Raw genomic sequence first — 18,958 nt, forward strand, 5'->3', positions numbered from 1 at the left:
AGCTGATGACAGTCTGGCTGGCGTGATGCCACGTTCACGCCATGCGCCACCCGCTCGGATACCACACCCTGCGCCAGGGACGCATCTCGCTCCCTGGCCAGGTCTATCTACTCACCACGGTTGCGGCGTACCGCCGCCCGCTGTTCCGTGACGTTGAGTTGGCGCGGTCGGTCTGCCGGTGTCTGCACAAGCCGCTTTGCTGGGGCGATGCCGCTTTGCTTTGTTGGGTGCTTATGCCCGATCACTGGCACGGCCTGGTCCAGCTTGGTTCCCGCGATAGTCTGGCCTTGGTGATGAATCGGTTCAAATCGTTGACGGCAAAGAGTCTTCGCTGCACGCAGTCGACGCTGGTCTGGGGTAGCGGCTTCCATGACCGCGCGTTGCGACGGGACGAAGACATGCATGCCGCAGCGCGCTACATCGTGTGCAATCCACTGCGCGCCGGTCTGGTCGACAACGTGTTCGACTATCCGTATTGGAATTGCGACTGGCTATAAGGTCGCGCAATCCCCTGTGAGAGCGCACCCTGTGCGCGACGGCGGTGCCGCAGTGTTCGTCCTTGTAGGTTTGTCGCGCACAGGGTGCGCTCCCACAGGGGGATGACGCGACATGGCTATTTGGGCGCAATATCCCGCAGCATCATCTTCAACTCCCTTCCATCCGCCAGTTTCAACGTCAGCGGCGTGCCATCGGGCAGATGCATGCTCAGATCGCGCAGGGCGCCGAAACTCATATCCGCTGCGGCTTTCACATTTGCGGCAACGATCATGTCGCCTTGCTTCAGCCCAGCTGCTTGCGCCGGACTGCCGGGCGTCACGTTGATCACCTTGAAGCGATCCGGGTGGTCCTGGGACTTCTCGGCGCGAAAGCCCGCCATACCGTAGTGCCACACGGGCACGGGGTTGCGGGGCATCAGCACCATCTGCTGGCGGCGATAGTCGAAGTGCACGTTGAAGCGCGACAGGATGTCCTGACCGATATTGCCCGCTTCGCTGGGGTTGCCGGTGGCGCCGGCGTCATTGCGGGTAAGCAGGGCGACCACGTTGTCCATGCGTTGCGTGCCCAGGATGAATTCCCTCGCGTGGGCGATGTGTGCGGTGAACAGGCCGCCGACACCGCCGGTGGGGGTCGGTAAGCCTGCTTCGTAGTGGGCGGCAATGCCATTGCGTTCGGCCCATTGGGGGAAGGTCAGCACATAGCCGGCGTTGCCGGTGTCGATGCCGAACATGCCGGTGTGGCCGTCCTGATTGGCCTGCGCGAGCGGCATGTCGTCGGTGAAGCGCAGCGCCACCACGTCGCCCTGTTGGATCGCCGGCGGTTCGCCCATGTCATAGGGCTTGAGGCGCAATTGTTGATGGTCGTAGTCGAAGGTGATCGCAAAGCGCTCGAACATCTCCAGGCCGAGGATGCCGGCGATCGGCGCGCCGTTGCCGCGCTCGTAGAAACTGTAGGGAAACGGCAGCACCGTATAGGTGAGATCGCGGATATGCGCGTTGCCCAGGCCGGTGTCGTGCACCTTGGTATAGGACGTGCTCATGGTGCTGGAGCCTGAGCCGCCGCTTACGCCCTGGCCCTGCGTCTGGAATCCCAGCTGTTTTGCTGCGTCGCTGGTGAGGATTGCGTGGCCTCCGGTGTCGAGGATGAAGGGCATCGGTGGGCGGCCGTCGATACTCACATCCACTATCAAGATGCCGCCTTCCAGATGCATGGGCGTCACGGCATCCGTTGCGCCGTTGAGCATGGTGACGTCGCGGACCTTGCCTTCCGGCCGCTTCAGCTCGCTCGTCGAAGCGCTATTGAGCACGCGGTAACGCTCAACGGTGTCCACGCTTTCGCCATCGGCATTGCCGGCGAGGTTGGCGCGCGAACTGGCGATGCGGAAGGGCAGTGGCAGGCCATCCACCTCGCGATAGTCGCTGTAGCGTTCGGTGGCGATCAGAAAAGAGGTGGCGTAGATCGCGCGATCCAGCCGATGCGTGGACGCATCGATCCACAGGGTGACGAGGCGACCGCCCGCGGGTGTGGCTTCGATGCGCTGATAGGTATGGCCGTTGTCCTGAGCATCGGGCAGGCGATGGTATTGGACAGAAGAATCCGTATCGAGAAAGCCGAAGCGGCGCAGCCAGCTCGCGGTGATGTCGACGGTGCGCACCTCGTCCGAATCGAGCGGATGGATCATGCCGGTGATGTCTTCGCGCCAATGGCCCTGCGCATCGATGCCTTCGGCGGTGCCAAACACGTCGTTGTGCATGCGCGTGAGGTACTGGCCGCTGCGCAGATCCACCGTGGCTTGCCAGGGACCGGACAGGCCATCACCTGCTTCGCGGCCTTCGGCCTTCAGTGCGGCGACGTGCTGCCAGCGTTCGCCACCATGGGCCTGGCGGAGGCTGGCCAGCAAGGCGGCGCTGTCATCGGCGGGCGCAGCGAAAGCCTGGCTCAGTGCACCGGCGAGCAACAACACAAGCAGGGGGCGGGCGCGATGCTGCATGGGGGACACTCCGTGGTCGGGTGCCGTCATGGTCCGTCGGTTGGCGCGTCCGGTCTAGGACGTGCGTGGCGTATCAGCACGTGCGTTGCGTTCTGTGCCGGTAGTCACGCGGCGTTTCGCCGGTGAGGTGACGGAACACGCGGGCGAAATGGCTCTGGTCATTGAAGCCGGCCATGGCGGCCACCTCGGCGATGGAGCGCTGCGACTCACTTAGCGCGTTACGCGCCAATGAAATGCGCAAGCCGCGCTGGTATTCGCCGATCGACGTGCCCTTGGCCCGCTGAAAGCCGCGTGCGAGATGGGAGCGATGGACGCCTGCCAAGGTCGCCAATTCCTGCAGCGACGGCGTGGCGAGCGGGTCATCATGCAAGCGATCGAGCACACGTTGCAGCCAGGCCGGCCGTCGCTCGTCGTCAGAGCGACAGGCGAGCGCCACCAGTTCCAGCACCGCTGACGACAGGGCGAGGGCAGCGGCATCGTCGGTCGCGCGCAATTCGCGCTCGATGCGGGCGAGCAAGCGGTCGGCCTCGGGCAGTCGCAGTTGACGATGATCGCCGAGCAGGCGCGACACACCGTCGCTGGCCATGTCGGCGAGAAAGATGCTGATGCAGCGCGCCCCTTCCGGCCCAAAGCGATTGGCGTGTCGATGACCTTGCGGATGCGTCAGCAGGGCACCCGGTCGGCAGTCGAGTACCTGCTCGCCCGATTGCTGGTTATAGCTGCCCGCGGCGACCAGGCAGAGATACGCCTCGTCGTGCTCATGCCATGGCAGGGCGCTGCCGCCGGCATACGGCGTGGCGGAAACCTGCAGGTCGCCGAGTTGCCGCAGCCGTTCGGGCTGACCGTAGTTGGCGCGCTGTAGATGTTGCATGGCGCCAGTCTAGACCGCTGTCGCGCCGGGGCATGTGCCGCAGGTCAGGCGTGCTGGCCGTCCAGATGCATGTTTGCCCAGCGGGCGACGGCTTCAGGGTGTTCCAGCTGCAGATGGTGGCCACCATCCATATGGGTCACCGCGATATCAGCCACGCAGGCGGCGCGTGCCTGCATGCGGGCTCCGGGCAGGTAGGGCGTGTCGGGCCTGGCGAGCAACAGCGCGGTCGGCGACTCGATGCCGCGAAGGATGGCGTGAACCTGTTCCTCCGTCAGTCGGATCGACGAAGGGCGATTGACGCGTGCATCGCTGCGCCAGTACCAGCCGTGCTCGCTCTTGTGCAGGCCGCGCTCCACGATCGGACGCGCCTGCGCCGCGGGCAGGCCGCTGGCCATGGTGCGTGCGCTGATCGCCATGTCGATGGACGGGAACGAACGCAGCGACCGGCCAGTCGCCTCGCTCGCCATCGCATCGCGGAACTGGCGCAGCGTGTGGTGGCCGTCGTCGGCTATCGGGCCCAGCCCTTCGATCAACAGAAGTCGATCGATGCGTTCCGGCCTGGCGGCCGCCACCATCGAGCCGATGCCTGCGCCCAGCGAGTGACCCAGCAGATGGCAACGCGTGAGGCCCAGCGCATCGATCGCACCGAGCACCGAGCGCACATAGTCGACCAGGTGATACTGCATGCCGGGCGGCAGATGATCGGAATGGCCGTGACCCGGCAGTTCGAGCGCAATCACCTGCCAGCGCTCGGCCAGCAGAGGTGCAAGCCGAGCGTAGCTCCACGCATTGTCCAGCCAGCCATGCAGGGCCAGCAGCGGCGGCGCTTGTTGATCGCCCCATACCTGCGCGCTCAGGCGCAGGTGCGGCAGCCGTACCTCGCGCTCGACCGGGCCCGTCATGTCGACGTGCCGGCGCGTGGCGCAAACGCCGACCAGCCGCCGGTGTGGCGCCTCACCAGCGCGGCCAGGCTGTCGACCTGCTCGGGGGTGTCATTGAGCGCCGGGATGTAACGCAGTTCGCTGCCGCCGGCGTCGAGGAAGAAGTCGCGGTTCTGCATGGCGATTTCTTCGAGCGTCTCCAGGCAGTCCACGGCAAAGCCCGGGCAGGCGACGTCCAGCCGCTTGATGCCGCTTGCCGCCAGCTCGCGCACGGTGGCGTCGGTGTACGGGTGCAGCCAGGATTCGCGTCCCACGCGCGACTGGTAGCTCACCAGCAGCTGCGACTCGTCCAGCGCCAGTCGCTGCCGCAGCGCTCGCGCCGTGGCCTGGCATTGGTCGAAGTACGGATCGCCTTCGCGCACATAGCGCTCGGGAATGCCGTGGAAGGACAGCAGCAGCTTGTCGCCGCGGCCGTGCCCCGCCCACCACTGCTCGATGCTGCGCGCGAGCGCCTCGATGTGGCCCGGGTCGTCGTGATAGTCGTTGACCAGCCGCAGCTCGGGCGGCCAGCGCAACGATTGCATGGCCTCGGCCACCGCATCGATCACCGAACCGGTGGAGGTGGCGGAATATTGGGGATACAGCGGCAGTACTAACAGGTGACGCACGCCCTCGCGTTGCAGCCGTTCGATTTGCGCGGGCACCGAGGGCTGGCCATAACGCATCGCCAATGCCACGCGCACGGGTTCCGCACATGCTTCCGAAAGCTTTTCCTGCAGTCGCGCGGCCAGCGCCTCGCTGCCCACGCGCAGTGGGGAGCCTTGCGGCGTCCAGATGCGCTGGTAGGCGTGGGCCGAGCGCGCAGGGCGCACGCGCAGGATCACGCCGTGCAGGATCAGCCACCAGAGCCAGCGCGGATAGTCGATCACGCGGCGGTCGCCCAGGAATTGGGCGAGGTACGGGCGCACTGCCTTGGCCGTGGGCGCCTCGGGTGTGCCCAGGTTCACCAACAGCACTGCAGCCTGAACGGGTAGGTCTCGGGAAGCGCCGGCAACGCCGGTATAGTCATCGCTGCGTGGCATCGTGGCTCAGACGGGAGAAATCCGTCGCAAGTCTGCCACAAGCCAAAGAAGCCGCCGTGGACATCATCGCCGCAGGCTGCCGTCCCGAATTCAAGCGAAGGAGTCGTCCATGTTCAAAGCATCGCTGCACCGTCTGTTGCTCGCGTCCCTGGTTCTATTGCTGCCGGCCATGGCCGCGCACGCCGAAGACCCGCCGCTGGTGCGCGCCCAGAACGCCGTGCGCGTGTTGAGCGACATCATGGAGGCGCCGGACAAATCGATCCCGACCGACCTGCTCAAACAGGCCAAGGCCATCGCGGTGATCCCGGACCTGCTCAAGGTGGGCTTCGTGTTCGGCGGCCGTCGCGGCGAGGGCCTGATCTCGGTGAAGGGGCCGGACGGCACCTGGTCCAACCCCAGCTTCATCACCATGACGGGCGGCAGCGTGGGCTTCCAGGCCGGCGCCTCGTCGACCGACGTGATCCTGGTGTTCCGTACCCAGCGCGGCGTGGATAGCATCGTCAACGGTAAATTCACGATCGGCGCGGACGCCGCCGCCGCGGCCGGCCCGGTGGGCCGCACCGCCCAGGCCTCCACCGACAGCGACTTCAAGGCCGAGATCTACTCCTATTCCCGCTCGCGCGGCCTGTTCGCCGGCGTGGCCCTGGACGGCTCGGCGCTGCGCATCGACTACGACGCCAACGAGGCCATTTACGGCAAGGGCATCACCCCGCGCCGCATCTTCGAGGGCGGCGTGGGCAACGTGCCGACCCAGGTGGTCGATTTCAGGGATCGCCTTGAGGAGTACACTCAGCGATGATAGGGAGCGGCGGCGCGACACGGCGTGACAGTTTCGTTCCGCCGCTTACCATTCGAGGCCTGATTCAATGAGCATCACCCATCTACTCATCCTGCTGGTCGTCGTCGTGCTGATCTTCGGCACCAAGAAGCTGCGCAACATCGGCGGCGACATCGGCGGCGCCGTCCGCGATTTCAAGAAGGGTCTGGATGGCGGCGACGAAGCCCCCAAGCCGAACGATCCCAGCGCGACCCTGCGCGCCGATCCGCCGCCCGCTGGTCCCACCCAGACGCAGAACCAGCACGACACCACCGAACCCAAGTAAGGCGGCTCGCGGGTCATGATTGAGATCAGCTTCGGCAAGCTGGTATTGCTCGCGCTCGTCGCGCTGATCGTGCTTGGCCCGGAAAAGCTGCCGCACGCGGCACGCACTGCGGGTGTGTTCCTGCGCCGCGTGCGCACCGGCTGGGACAGCGTGCGTGCAGAAGTGGAGCGCGAACTGCAGGTGGAAGAAATCCGCCGCCAGGCGCGCGAAGTGGCCTCCAAAGCCGAGGCCGCCCAGGCCGACCTGGACGAGACCCTGCGCAAGATGCGCCCAGAGGGCGTGCCGTCGAAACCGTCCGAGCCAACCGTTGCCGAGCCGGTAGCGGACGTGGCCGCCGCCACCGCGACCAAGGAAGCTCCGCATGGCAGCGCCTGAGCTCGAAGGCCCTGGGGCCGATGACCTGGAACAAGGTCTCTTTTCGCATCTGATCGAACTGCGCTCGCGACTGATGCGCGCGATCGTGACCGTGCTGCTGGTGCTGGGCGCCCTCGTGCCGTTCGCCAACCGCTTGTACACGGAGCTGGCCGCGCCGCTGGTGTCGCGCCTGCCGCAGGGGGCCCATCTGATCGCCACCGAGGTGGCCAGTCCGTTCGTGACGCCGCTGAAGCTGGCCTTCTATGCGGCCCTGTTCATCAGCATGCCGATGATCGTCTACCAGCTGTGGGCGTTCGTCAGCCCCGGCCTGTACCGCAACGAGAAACGACTGGCGCGGCCGTTGCTGGTGGCGGCGCTGTTCCTGTTTTATCTCGGCAGTGCGTTCGCCTATTTCCTGGTGCTGCCGGCGGCCTTCCGCTTCCTCACGGCGGTGACGCCGCAGGGCGTGGAAATGATGACGGACATCACGCACTACCTCGACTTCGTGATGCTGATGTTCTTCGCCTTCGGCCTGTGCTTCGAGGTGCCGGTGGCGGTGGTGATCCTCGCCGCGATCGGCGTGGTGAACCTGGAGCAGCTGCGCAGCGGTCGTCGTTACGCCGTGGTGGGCGCGTTCGCCATTGCCGCCTTCATCACGCCGCCGGATATCACCTCGATGATCATGCTGGCCATTCCGATGTGCCTGCTCTATGAGCTGGGCATGCTGGCGGTACGCTGGTTGATCAAGCCCACCGACGCGCCAGCCACATGACCGATGCCGCTGCCCGCGCTGCTGAACTGAAAGAGATGCTGCAGCTGCAGCCGCACGTGGAAGGCGGACACTATCGGCGGATCCATCCGCCCAAGGCGGGCGGCGACGGCGCCAGCGCCCGGCCCTCGTTGAGTGCGATCCACTATCTGCTCGAGGCCGGCGAATTCAGCCACTGGCATCGGGTCGATGCCGAGGAAGTCTGGCACTACGTCGAAGGCGAGCCGTTGGAGCTGCTGATCTACCACGCGGACAACAAGCGCCTGGAGCGCTGCTGTCTCGGGCCCTTGGCCCCAGGCGTGGACACGCTGATCGTCGTGCCTGCCGGTGCGTGGCAGGCCGCTCGGCCACTCGGCCGCTACACTCTGGTGACTTGCCTAGTGGCGCCTGCATTCGAATACGAGGGCTTCGAGATCCTCTCCGAAGACGCCACGCTGGCTGGGCACCTGGCGGGATTGGCGCCGGAGATTCCGCTGTCCTGAGCGGCAGGTTTCGCTGCTCGCCACCATCTTCAAAGCGATCGATCGTTGTTTTCAAGATTGATCTGTATGGTCTGCCTCGGGTAGCCACTCCATAGTTGGGGCTTTCGTCCTGACTAGAAAGCGTGGTTCAACATGAATGCCCAGGCATACAGCAAATACCCAGCGAAGTGGCAGGAGCGTTTTGCGTTCCTGGAAGCCAACGGTGCTCCCGGCACGCCGAGCTACAAGCAAGCCTTCAAGGCGCTTCCCTTCATGCAGCGCATTAAGATCGGCAGCAGCATCCTGGCGTTCCTGTTTGGTCCGATCTACTTCTTCATACTCGGCCTGTGGCGCAAGGCCCTGATGGGCATTGCGGTGGTGGTGGCGACGATCGTCATCGACATCATCATGTACGCCATCCTGGGGCCCGATAGCCGCGCTGCCGACTTCATGAGCCGCATGCTGGGCCTGGCGGTGACGCTGATCTACACCACCACCGCCAACTACGCCTACTACCTGAAAGAAGTGAAGGGGCAGGACAGCTGGAACTTCTTCGAAGGCTTGCGGATGTGAAGCCGCGTGGCGGGTTGGGTCAGCAAGGAGTAGCTAACGGTGACTAAGTTCGTGAAAGCATTTCTGGTGGTGTTGGCGGTGCTGGTAATCCTGGCTGGCGCAGCGTTCGCCTGGACCCAACACCGGATTGGATCCAGCCTGGAATCGGCGGCGCGCGAATTGCCGCCGATTGCCGATCGCATCGGTGATGTATCCCGGGTGGAGAACATTCACTTGAGCGAATACGCGGCCCATTGCGCTGCGGATGTATGCGAGCGCTACGTCTCGCGCATCGTGGGTTCGAAGGGCGCGCTGCTGATGGCGGCCGATGTGGCACCTCAGGCCGCCAACCGTGACGATGAGGTCAGCCATATCGTGCTGTGCGAGGAGGATGGCTCGCTGATCGACCGCATGGGGGACGTGGGGGAGATAGCCAGCGGTTTGTACTGTTTGTAACGTGGTCGCGACCTGGTTCGTCTGACGCGTTAGACGGAGACCCGGGGCGCAAGAGCCACATCACGTGCCATCCCACGCCGACCATCGCCGCGCGCCTCTTTTGTAGGAGCGCACTTGCGCGCGACCAACCTACGGAGCGGTACACCCACGCGCCGCGTTCGCGCACAAGGTGCGCTCCTACAAGGGAGCGCGCTGCCTTTTGGATAGCGGATCAACACCGATGCTCAGCTTTTTTGTGGGAGCGCACCCTGTGCGCGACAAGCCTACGGAGCGGTACACCCCAGCGTGACTGTCGCGCACAGGGTGCGCTCCCACAGACAAGCCAGCACGACAGGTGGATGGAGCGATGCCTAAAGCCGATGCGCAGCGAGGCAGCGCTTTAAGCCCTCTCCGCTTTGGCGCGTTGCGGGGTAGCGGAATCGCATGTCGGACGATCGCCACGCTTCCGAACCCCTCGAGCGACCGACGATCGTATCCAACACGACGCTACGAGCCCTTGCTCTTTTAGGCCATTCTCTTTGGGTTACTTTTCTCTTGGGCCAGCAAGAGAAAAGTGACTCGAGCGGCGGCAGCCGTTCGAAACGCCCGCCGCGTAGGCGGCACGCTGGCGCTAACGTGACAACCAGAGACCGAGGCTCTGGATGACCAGCCATTCGGCTGTCGAAGAGCGCTTCCGACCTTCGCCGGGATGACGAACAAAGCCGACCTTCGCCGGGATGACGAACAACGCCGCCCTGCACCGGAATGACGAGCAAAGAAAAAGCCGCCTCAATCAGGGCGGCTTCTCAAGATCATCGACATCAGTCGCTTCATTCGCGGGCAACCCTCACAGGTCACCCACATGAAGACCGCTTACCGCCACGCCTCAATGCTTGGTCGGCGCAGCCGCCGGCACCGGCGCCCCATACGGACCCCGGTTCAACGCCAACCCCTTCAGCACATTCAACGCCTGCGACAGCGCGTAATCCTGCGTGGCCAGCTTCGCGTTCTCGGCGCTGCCGTCATTGTCGATGTCCTTGCCGAGTTTTGAATCCTCGTTGGCAAGGTGGTTGGGCAGGTCGGCTTCGGAGCTCACCAGCACGGCGACGCTGTCGGTCTTGTTCACCGCGAGGTCGGCGAGGGCGATGTCCGGCTTGATGCCTTCGGCTTGGATCGAGGTGCCTTTGGGGGTGTAGTAGCGGGCGGTGGTGAGCTTGACCGCATGATCGTTGTCCAGCGGCAGCACGGTTTGCACCACGCCTTTGCCGAAGGTGCGGCGGCCGACGATCAGCGCGCGGTGGTTGTCCTTGAGCGCGCCGGCCACGATTTCCGCCGCGGAGGCGGTGCCGTTGTCGACGAGCACCACCATGGGTGCGCCGTTGAGCAAGTCGCCGGCGTGCGCTTCGAAGCTGAGATTGGAATCCTGCAGGCGCCCGCGCGTGGTCACGATGGTCCCTGAGTTGAGGAAATCGTCGCTGACGCCCACGGCGGCGGTGAGCAGGCCGCCCGGATTGGAGCGCAGATCCAGGATCGCGCCCTTCTGTGCGCCGTTCTTGCGGATCAGCTCGCCGAGTTTCTTCTCCAGGTCCGGCGCAGTGTCGTCCTGGAACTGGCTGACACGGATATACGCGTAGCCGGGTTCGATCTCGCGTGTCTTCACGCTGGTGACCGAGATCTTCTCGCGCACCAGCGGCATGTCGATCGGCTTGTCGCTCTTCTCATGCAGGATCGTGAGCGTGACCTTGCTGCCCGGATCGCCGCGCAGCGCCTTGAACATGTCGTCGATGTTCTCCGGGTCGACCACCTTGCCGTCGATTTTCACGATGGTGTCGCCCGGCTTGATGCCGGCGCGCGAGGCGGGCGTGTCGTCGATGGGGGCGATGATGCGCAGCGTGCCGTCCACCTGCAGCACTTCGATGCCGAGGCCGCCGTATTGGCCGGTGGTGTCCTCGCTCAATTCGTCCAGGCCTGCCTTGTCCAGGTATTCGCTGTGCGGATCGAGGCCGCTGAGCATGCCGCTGATGGCGGCCTTCATCAGGGTCTTGTTGTCCACTGGCTCGACATAGGCCTGACGAACGATTTCATAGACCCGGCTGAAATTGCGCACGTCGTCCAGATCCACGCGATCAGGCGCTGACGAGGCCTTGGCTGGCGCCGCGTCGGCAGCCTTCTTGGTGGCACTGCTCGGGGTTGGCGCGGTCTGCGCCTGCACCAGCGGCGCCGCCAGCAACAGGACGGCCAGGCTCAAGGTGGGAAACCGCATGGATGGGGGACTCCGGTATAGCCGTGGGGGCGGGCCCGGCAGCGGGCCGCGTTGCCGCTTTGACCGCCGGATGTCGCCAAAATTCAACATGGTACGCAGGTTAGCCTGCGACGCTGCGTAGGCGGCGTCAATCGTGGAATAGATCAGAACTTCCCTAGATCAACCTTTCTTGCCCAGCCAGGTACGCGGGTCCACCGGCTGGTTGTTCTGGCGCAGCTCGAAGTAGACGCCGGTATTGACCCCGGTGGGCGCGCTGGCCGTGCCGACGGCCTCGCCCGCGCTGATCTGGTCGCCTACGCCGTGCAGGACCGTCTCGTTGTTGCCGTACATGCTCATCCAGCCGCCGCCGTGGCTGACGATGACCAGCATGCCGTAGCCGCGCAGGAAGGCGGCATAGACCACGCGGCCCGCCGCCACGGCGCGGACTTCGCTGCCGCCCGGCGCCTTGATCAGCACGCCGCTGCCGTAGCTGTTGACCACGCCGGCGGCGGGCCAGGGCAGGTTGCCGCGGATATTGGCCAGGCCCTTGCCGGCTGGGGGCGCCGCCTTGCCCTCGTTGGCCTTGGCGGCGCGCTCGGCTTCGCGGGCGGCTTCGTCGATGGCCTTTTGCAGGGTGGCGACCAGTGAGTTCAGCGAGGCCTCGTTCTGCTTGAGGGCGGCCAGCTTGCTGGCCTGGTCCTTGTATTGGGCATCCGTGTCCGCCACCAGCCTGGCCTGGCTGGCTCGTTGCTGCTCCAGCGCCTTGGCCTGGCTCTCGCGCTCGGCCCGGGCCGTCTGCAAGGCCTGTTGCTGGGCGGTGATCTCGGTTTCCAGGTCTTGCAGCTTGGCCAGGTCGCCCATCAGCTTCTGCACGCGGCCCACGCGGTCTTCCTGGAAATACTTCGAATAGGCCAGCGCCTGGGCGATGCGCGTCACGTCGTCGTCGCCCATCAGCAGGCGCAGGTCCGAGCCGCGGCCCAGTGCATAGGTGGCGCGCAGCAAGTCGGCGATGGCCGCGCGCTGGCCTTCCAGGTTCTTTTGCAATTCGGCGCGCTGGGCCTGCAGGTCGGCCAGCTCCTTCTGCTTGGCGGAGAGCTGGCTGTCGGTCTCGCGGACGGCCTTGGCAGCCCCGGCCACGGCATTGGCCTGTTTGGCCAGCTCGGCGGTGGCGCTGTCGCGCTTGGCTGCCGTCTCGGCCTGCTCCTTGGCCAGGGCGTCCATCTTGCTGTGCAGCTCCTGCAGCTTTTTCTGAGCCTCGGCCTGCTCGGCCTTGGTCTTGCTGTCCTGCAGCGCCCAAGCCGGCTGGGCCGCGATGGCGATGGCGAGCGCGCCGATCACGGCGCAGGCAAGGGGGCGGGCACGACGGAGTGGTATTGGCATGGGGCGATTATCACAGAGCGTGACGACGGCATGCGAGCGGGTCTGCATCGCCTGTTGATGCCGGTCACGTGTTCTTCATCGCAAGGCCGGTGCGATCACTGGTATGCCCGCGTCTTTCGATGTCGTGTATGCGTGCGCTGGTACGCATGCGTGCGGCAACAACAACGAGCAGCGCATTCATCGATGGATGCATGGCGTCGTCGCGACTTGCGAGTTGTCCTACGGACAAAAAAGCTTCCAGTTGAAACTTTCATTTGGACGTAAAGATGTCTTTGACGCGACGCACCATATGTGCTTTAGTCGAGGCCACACTTATGGATGCGTGACAGCGGCGCCCCCGGCACCGTTGGGACGACGCGTCTCCCACCATCGGCCGGGGAGGCAAGATGGCGCAGGCAGGTCCAGCGACGCTTTACGACGCTGCGTTCGAGCACGACAGCTGTGGGTTTGGTCTGGTCGCACAGATCGACGGTCGCGCGAGCGCATGGGTAGTGGACACCGCATTCGATGCGCTGGCCAAACTCTCGCATCGCGGCGGAGTGAATGCCGATGGTGTGAGCGGCGATGGCTGCGGCGTGCTCTTTCATCGTCCGCTGGGCTGGTTGCATGCGCTGGCCGATGAAGCAGGCATCGCCGTGGGCGAGCGTTTCGCCGCTGGCGTGGTGTTCCTCGATCCGAATGGCGTTGATGCCGCGGCATCGACGCTGGAAGACTATCTGCGCGAAGAAGGCCTGCACGTTGCCGGTTGGCGCGACGTGGCGGTGAATGCCGAGGCCTGCGGCCCGCTCGCTGCGGCAGCGAAGCCGCGCGTACATCAAGTGTTTGTAGAGCCGCCAGCATCGATGGACGACGGCGTGTTCGAGCGCGCGCTGTTCCGCGCCCGCCGTCGAGCGGAAGCCGCGCTCACCACCGACGAACATTTCTATGTGGTGACGTTGTCCGCGCAAGTCGTGGGCTACAAGGCGATGGCTGCGCCCGGACGGCTGCGCGAAGTGTTCGCGGATCTCGCGCATCCCGCGCTGAGCGCCGACGCGGTGGTCTTCCACCAGCGCTTCTCCACCAACACCACGCCGCAATGGCGGCTCGCCCAACCGTTCCGCCTGCTGGCGCACAACGGCGAGATCAATACCATCCGCGCCAATCGCCGCTGGATGCAGTCGCGCGAATCGATCCTGCATTCGCCGCTGGTCGATCTGTCCGATATCGGCCCGCTGGTGCGCCAGACGGGTTCGGATTCGGAAAGCCTCGACAACGCGCTGGAAGTGCTGATCGCCGGCGGCCTGGACCTGCTCGCCGCGATGCGTGTGCTGGTGCCGCCGGCGTTTGCCGCGCGCGAAGGCATCGATGAGGATCTCGCCGCGTTCTACGAGTATTACGCGCTGCATAGCGAACCCTGGGATGGCCCTGCCGGCCTGGTCATGTGCGACGGTCATTACGCGGCGTGCACGCTCGATCGAAATGGATTGCGTCCTGCGCGCTGGGCGTTGTCGGCGGACAATCACCTGATCGTCGCCTCCGAAGCAGGGCTGTGGGATGTGCCGTCCTCGCAGGTGGTAGCCAAGGGCCGCCTCGCGCCCGGTGAAATGATCGCGGTGGATCTGAAGCAGCACCGCTTGCTGCGAGATGCCGACATCGATGACATCAACCGCAAGCGCGCACCGTTCCGCGACTGGCTGCGCGCCGGTGTGAGCTACCTGGAATCGGATCTGATCGATCCCTCGCTCGCTGCCGAGCCGCTGCCGGCGGACGAACTGCGCCGCTACCAGAAGCTCTACGGCCTCTCGCGCGAAGAGCGCGAAACCGTGCTCAAGGCGATGGTGGAGCTGGAGCAGGAAGCGACCGGTTCGATGGGCGACGACACGCCCATCGCCGCCATGTCACGCCAGGTGCGTCCACTGTTCGATCGCTTCCGCCAGGGTTTTGCCCAGGTCACCAATCCGCCGATCGATCCGCTGCGCGAAAAGCTGGTGATGTCGCTGGTGACGCAGATCGGACCCGAGAGCAATGTCTTCGACCTCACGCCGGAGAACGCCAAGCAGATCCTGATCAACTCACCGGTGCTTTCGCAGCGCAAGCTGCGGCAGTTGCTGGGGCTGCCGCAGTTTGTCGGCACGCCGCGCTTTGATTTGATGTATGCGCGCGAGGAAGGCCTCGAAGCCGCGCTGCAGCGCCTCTGCCGCGAGGTGGAGAAGGCGGTGCGCGAGGGCTGCCAGCTGGTTTTCCTCAGTGATCGCTATCCACAGCAAGACCGGTTGCCGATCCATTCGCTGCTGGCGGTGGGCGCGGTACATGCGCATCTGATCGACCAGGCCTTGCGTTGCCAGTGCAACATCCTGGTGGAGACGGCGACGCCGCGCGATCCGCATCAGTTCGCCTGTCTGCTCGGTTTCGGCGCCACGGCGATCTATCCGTGGCTGGCCTATCAAAGCCTGTTCGAACTGGGTCGCGAAGGGCATATCGCCAGCGACCGCTTCGAGATCGGGCGCAGCTATCGCCGCGGCATTCGCAAAGGCCTGCTGAAGATTTTGTCCAAGATGGGCATCTCCACCGTGGCGGGCTATCGCGGTGCACAGCTGTTCGAGATCGTCGGTCTTGCGCCCAGCGTGGTGGCCTTGTGCTTCCCGGGCACGCCGTCGCGCATCGGCGGCGCGGGCTTTGCCGAACTGGAGCACGACCAGCAGATCCTCGCTGCCGAAGCGTGGAGCGATGCCTCGCCGCTGCGCGCAGGTGGCCTCTATAAGTTCGTCTACGGCGGGGAGTACCACATGTACAACCCGGACGTGATCGGCACGCTTCAGAAAGCCGTACGCACGGGCAGCCAAGCCGACTATCGCAACTATGCGAACTTCGTCGACCATCGTCCGCCGTCGGCCTTGCGCGACCTGCTGTCGCCGCGACCGCTCGGCGACGAGGTGCCGATCGAGGAAGTGGAGTCGGCGCAAAGCATCCTGCGTCGTTTCGATTCGGCCGGCATGTCGCTGGGCGCATTGTCGCCCGAAGCGCACGAGGCGCTCGCCATCGCAATGAACCGGCTCGGCGCGCGCAGCAATTCCGGCGAAGGCGGCGAAGATCCGGCGCGTTACGGCACCGAGAAGACCTCGAAGATCAAGCAGGTCGCCTCAGGCCGCTTCGGTGTCACGCCGCAGTATCTGGTCAATGCCGAAGTGCTGCAGATCAAGATCGCGCAGGGCGCCAAGCCTGGTGAAGGCGGTCAGCTGCCGGGCCACAAGGTTGACAGCACTATTGCGCGCCTGCGCTACGCCAAGCCTGGCATCGGCCTCATTTCGCCGCCGCCGCATCACGACATCTATTCGATCGAAGATCTTGCCGAGCTGATCCACGACCTCAAGGAGGTCAATCCCGAGGCGCTGGTGTCGGTCAAGCTGGTCAGCCATGCCGGCGTGGGTACAGTGGCGGCGGGCGTGGTGAAGGCTGGCGCCGATCTCATCACCATCAGCGGCCACGACGGCGGTACGGGTGCGAGCCCGCTCACCTCGATCAAGTATGCGGGCACGCCGTGGGAGCTGGGGCTGGCCGAAACGCAGCAGACGCTGCGCCGCAACGACCTGCGTGGCCGCGTCCGCCTGCAGACTGATGGTGGTCTCAAGACCGGCCTCGACGTGATCAAGGCGGCGATGCTGGGTGCGGAAAGCTTCGGCTTCGGCACCGGCCCGATGGTGGCGCTGGGTTGCAAGTATCTGCGCATCTGCCATCTCAATAATTGCGCCACCGGCGTGGCGACCCAGCATGCCGTGCTGCGCAAGGAACATTTCATCGGCCTGCCCGAGATGGTGATGAATTACTTCGGCTTCCTCGCCGAGGACGTGCGCGCACATCTGGCCTCGCTGGGGGCGCGTAGCCTGGATGACATCATCGGCCGCGCCGATCTGCTGGAACAGGTCGACGGCACCACGCCGGTGCAGCACAAGCTCGATCTTGCGCCACTGCTCGGTTCGGGAGCGCTGGCGGACAACGTGGACTTCGCCTGCACATTGCCGCGCAATCCGATGCGCGACGACGCTGCGCTGGCGACACGCATCGACGAAGCGACGCGGGCGATCGTGGCAAGCAAGGCAGGCGGCGAGTTCGCCTTCGAGATCGCCAATACGGATCGCGCCATTGGCGCGCGGCTATCGGGTGAAGTGGCGCGTCTCCATGGTGATCACGGCATGGACGAAAGCCCGATCCTGCTGAAACTCCATGGTGCTGCTGGCCAGAGCCTGGGCGCCTGGAACGCCGGCGGCGTGCATATCGATCTGGTGGGCGAGGCGAACGACGGCGTGGGCAAGGGCATGGCGGGTGGTCGCATCGTGGTGCGTCCGCCGGCGGATTCGCCGTTTGCCAGTCACGATGCCTCCATCATCGGCAACACCTGCTTGTATGGCGCTACCGATGGCGAGTTGTTTGCTGCCGGTCGTGCGGGCGAGCGCTTCGCTGTGCGCAATTCCGGCGCGCTCGCGGTGGTTGAAGGCGCTGGCGATCACTGCTGTGAATACATGACGGGCGGCGTCGTCGCCGTACTCGGCAAGGTGGGCCTGAACTTTGGCGCGGGCATGACCGGTGGTTTCGCCTACGTGCTCGACATCGAGCGCAGCTTCGTGGACTGCTACAACCACGAGCTGGTCGACATCCTGCGCATCTCGCCCGAAGGCATGGAGCACTACATGCAGCACCTGCGGTCCCTGGTGGTTCGTCATGTCGAACTGACCGGCAGCGACTGGGGCCGCCGCATCCTGGCGGACTTCCGCGGCCTGCAATACAAGTTCTGGCTGGTCAAACCGAAGGCGGCAAGCCTCGCTGCGTTGGCTGAAGAACTGAGGAGCGCGGCATGAGCGCAGACTCCAAGACCTTCCAGTTCCTCAACGTGCAGCGACAAACGCCGCGCACGGTGCCGGTGTCGATCCGCGTGCTCGGCTACGGTGAGATCTCCGGCGATTTCGGTTCCTCGCAGGCGGGCACCCAGGCGGAGCGCTGCATCGACTGCGGCAACCCGTACTGCGAGCACGAGTGCCCCGTGCACAACTACATTCCGAACTGGCTGAAGCTGGTGCAGGACGGTCGCCTGATGGAAGCGGCGACCTTGATGCACGAAACCAATCCGCTGCCGGAGATCTGCGGCCGTGTCTGCCCGCAGGATCGTCTGTGCGAAGGCGCATGCACGCTGGAGCAGACCGCATTCGGTGCGGTCACCATCGGCAGCATCGAGCGCTGGGTGACCGACGAAGCGCTGCGTCAGGGCTGGAAGCCGGATCTCTCTGCGGTGCGGGAGACCGGCAAGCGCGTGGCCATCATCGGCGCCGGACCGGCCGGTCTCTCGTGCGCGGACCGATTGCGCCGCGCCGGCATCGCCGCCGATGTGTACGATCGCCAGAGTGAGATCGGCGGCCTGCTCACGTTCGGCATCCCGCCGTTCAAGCTCGACAAGAGCGTGGTGCGCACGCGCCGCCAATTGCTGGAAGGCATGGGCGTGCGTTTCTTGCTCAATCGCGAGGTGGGCCGCGATATCGAGTTCGGCCAGTTGCTGGACGAATACGACGCCGTCTTCGTCGGCACCGGTGCGTACACCTATGTCGATGCGCAATTGCCGGGTCGCGAGTTGCACGGTGTGCACGATGCGCTGCCTTTCCTGATCGCCAACACCGAACGCCTGCTGCGCGATGGCGCCGTGTCGCCGGCCTTCGATTTCCGTGGCAAGCATGTCGTGGTGCTCGGCGGCGGCGATACCGGCATGGATTGCAACCGCACCGCAATCCGCCTTGGCGCCGCCAGCGTGACCTGCGTGTATCGCCGCGACGAGGCGAATATGCCTGGCTCAAGGCGCGAGGTGACCTACAGCCGCGAGGAAGGCGTGAACTTCCTGTTCCAGCGCCAGCCGCTGGAGATACTCGGCGGTGCGCGCGGCAATGTGCGCGGCGTGCGCGTGGTGGAAACTGCGTTGCTCGATGATGGCGACGGGCGGATGCGTCCACAGAACGTGCCGGGCACGGAATATGTGATCGATGCCGACGTGGTGATCCAGTCGTTCGGCTTCCTGTCCAGTCCGCCCGATTGGCTGCGTTCGCATGGCGTGGCGTTGGACAGGACGGGCCGTGTGATCACAGGCGCGAACGGTGCGTTGCCGCTTCAGACCAGCCATCCGCAGATCTTTGCCGGTGGCGACAATGTGCGTGGCGCGGATCTGGTGGTGCGTGCCGTGTATGACGGGCGCGAGGCGGCGGGATCGATCGTGCAATTGTTGCAGCAGGTTGATGCGCCAGCGTTGGCGCACGCCTGACAGCTAACCCTCACTCCTCACCTGTGGGAGCGCATCCTGTGCGCGGCGCCCGTTGCCTCGAGGCAC

The 18,958-nt window shown here is 65.1% G+C and carries 16 protein-coding genes; 10 read left to right on the forward strand and 6 right to left on the reverse strand.

Going from position 1 to position 18,958, the window contains the following annotated elements; genetic code table 11:
- Window positions 1-41 precede the first annotated feature (41 nt).
- A complete protein-coding gene (locus tag AC1DMY_RS18535; RefSeq protein ID WP_477166341.1) occupies window positions 42-497 on the forward strand; it encodes an REP-associated tyrosine transposase in 456 nt (151 codons plus the stop codon).
- Window positions 498-613: 116 nt separating this feature from the next.
- Here the strand turns inward: AC1DMY_RS18535 and AC1DMY_RS18540 are convergent, their stop codons facing one another.
- The 4 genes from AC1DMY_RS18540 to hemH form a co-directional block, all read right to left on the reverse strand.
- Window positions 614-2,488, reverse strand: coding sequence for an aspartyl protease family protein (locus tag AC1DMY_RS18540; RefSeq protein ID WP_477166342.1), 1,875 nt, complete (start codon window positions 2,486-2,488; stop codon window positions 614-616).
- Window positions 2,489-2,561: 73 nt separating this feature from the next.
- Window positions 2,562-3,359 carry an AraC family transcriptional regulator gene (locus AC1DMY_RS18545; protein ID WP_477166343.1) on the reverse strand — a complete coding sequence of 266 codons (798 nt, stop codon included), beginning with the start codon at window positions 3,357-3,359 and terminating at the stop codon, window positions 2,562-2,564.
- 44 nt (window positions 3,360-3,403) lie between these two features.
- Window positions 3,404-4,261: an alpha/beta fold hydrolase gene (locus AC1DMY_RS18550; RefSeq protein WP_477166344.1), complete on the reverse strand. Its 858-nt coding sequence runs from the start codon at window positions 4,259-4,261 to the stop codon at window positions 3,404-3,406.
- Entirely contained in the window at window positions 4,258-5,322 is a 1,065-nt protein-coding gene (gene hemH, locus AC1DMY_RS18555; RefSeq protein ID WP_477166345.1) for a ferrochelatase, read from the reverse strand. The genes AC1DMY_RS18550 and hemH overlap by 4 nt, the downstream gene beginning before the upstream one ends.
- A gap of 109 nt (window positions 5,323-5,431) precedes the next feature.
- Here hemH and AC1DMY_RS18560 point away from each other — a divergent pair, with 109 nt between their 5' ends.
- The 7 genes from AC1DMY_RS18560 (at window position 5,432) to AC1DMY_RS18590 (ending at window position 9,017) form a co-directional block, all read left to right on the forward strand.
- Window positions 5,432-6,121 (forward strand): lipid-binding SYLF domain-containing protein, encoded by a 690-nt coding sequence (locus AC1DMY_RS18560; protein WP_441605524.1) that lies wholly within the window; start codon window positions 5,432-5,434, stop codon window positions 6,119-6,121.
- Window positions 6,122-6,188: 67 nt separating this feature from the next.
- Complete coding sequence (gene tatA / locus AC1DMY_RS18565; protein WP_477166346.1) at window positions 6,189-6,425, forward strand: twin-arginine translocase TatA/TatE family subunit; 237 nt, start codon at window positions 6,189-6,191, stop codon at window positions 6,423-6,425.
- Between the two features lie 15 nt (window positions 6,426-6,440).
- Window positions 6,441-6,800, forward strand: coding sequence for a Sec-independent protein translocase protein TatB (gene tatB, locus AC1DMY_RS18570; protein WP_477166347.1), 360 nt, complete (start codon window positions 6,441-6,443; stop codon window positions 6,798-6,800).
- Complete coding sequence (tatC, locus tag AC1DMY_RS18575; RefSeq protein ID WP_477166348.1) at window positions 6,787-7,551, forward strand: twin-arginine translocase subunit TatC; 765 nt, start codon at window positions 6,787-6,789, stop codon at window positions 7,549-7,551. Before tatB ends, tatC begins: the two co-directional genes overlap by 14 nt.
- Window positions 7,548-8,030: a cupin domain-containing protein gene (locus tag AC1DMY_RS18580; RefSeq protein ID WP_477166349.1), complete on the forward strand. Its 483-nt coding sequence runs from the start codon at window positions 7,548-7,550 to the stop codon at window positions 8,028-8,030. Before tatC ends, AC1DMY_RS18580 begins: the two co-directional genes overlap by 4 nt.
- Window positions 8,031-8,162: 132 nt before the next feature.
- Window positions 8,163-8,582 (forward strand): DUF2628 domain-containing protein, encoded by a 420-nt coding sequence (locus AC1DMY_RS18585; RefSeq protein WP_477166350.1) that lies wholly within the window; start codon window positions 8,163-8,165, stop codon window positions 8,580-8,582.
- Between the two features lie 39 nt (window positions 8,583-8,621).
- Window positions 8,622-9,017, forward strand: a complete 396-nt coding sequence (locus AC1DMY_RS18590) for a hypothetical protein (protein WP_477166351.1) — start codon at window positions 8,622-8,624, stop codon at window positions 9,015-9,017.
- Window positions 9,018-9,882: 865 nt separating this feature from the next.
- On the opposite strand, the gene AC1DMY_RS18595 is transcribed toward AC1DMY_RS18590, so the two are convergent.
- Both AC1DMY_RS18595 and AC1DMY_RS18600 read right to left on the reverse strand, forming a co-directional pair.
- Complete coding sequence (locus AC1DMY_RS18595; protein WP_477166352.1) at window positions 9,883-11,259, reverse strand: S41 family peptidase; 1,377 nt, start codon at window positions 11,257-11,259, stop codon at window positions 9,883-9,885.
- Window positions 11,260-11,418: 159 nt separating this feature from the next.
- Window positions 11,419-12,618 carry a murein hydrolase activator EnvC family protein gene (locus tag AC1DMY_RS18600; protein ID WP_477166353.1) on the reverse strand — a complete coding sequence of 400 codons (1,200 nt, stop codon included), beginning with the start codon at window positions 12,616-12,618 and terminating at the stop codon, window positions 11,419-11,421.
- 386 nt (window positions 12,619-13,004) lie between these two features.
- Between AC1DMY_RS18600 and gltB the strand changes: the two genes are divergently transcribed.
- Both gltB and AC1DMY_RS18610 read left to right on the forward strand, forming a co-directional pair.
- Window positions 13,005-17,450: a glutamate synthase large subunit gene (gltB, locus tag AC1DMY_RS18605; RefSeq protein WP_477166354.1), complete on the forward strand. Its 4,446-nt coding sequence runs from the start codon at window positions 13,005-13,007 to the stop codon at window positions 17,448-17,450.
- Window positions 17,447-18,892, forward strand: a complete 1,446-nt coding sequence (locus AC1DMY_RS18610) for an FAD-dependent oxidoreductase (RefSeq protein ID WP_477166355.1) — start codon at window positions 17,447-17,449, stop codon at window positions 18,890-18,892. The genes gltB and AC1DMY_RS18610 overlap by 4 nt, the downstream gene beginning before the upstream one ends.
- Window positions 18,893-18,958 lie beyond the last annotated feature (66 nt).

The sequence above is a fragment of the Dyella sp. 01L423 genome (assembly GCF_056399945.1).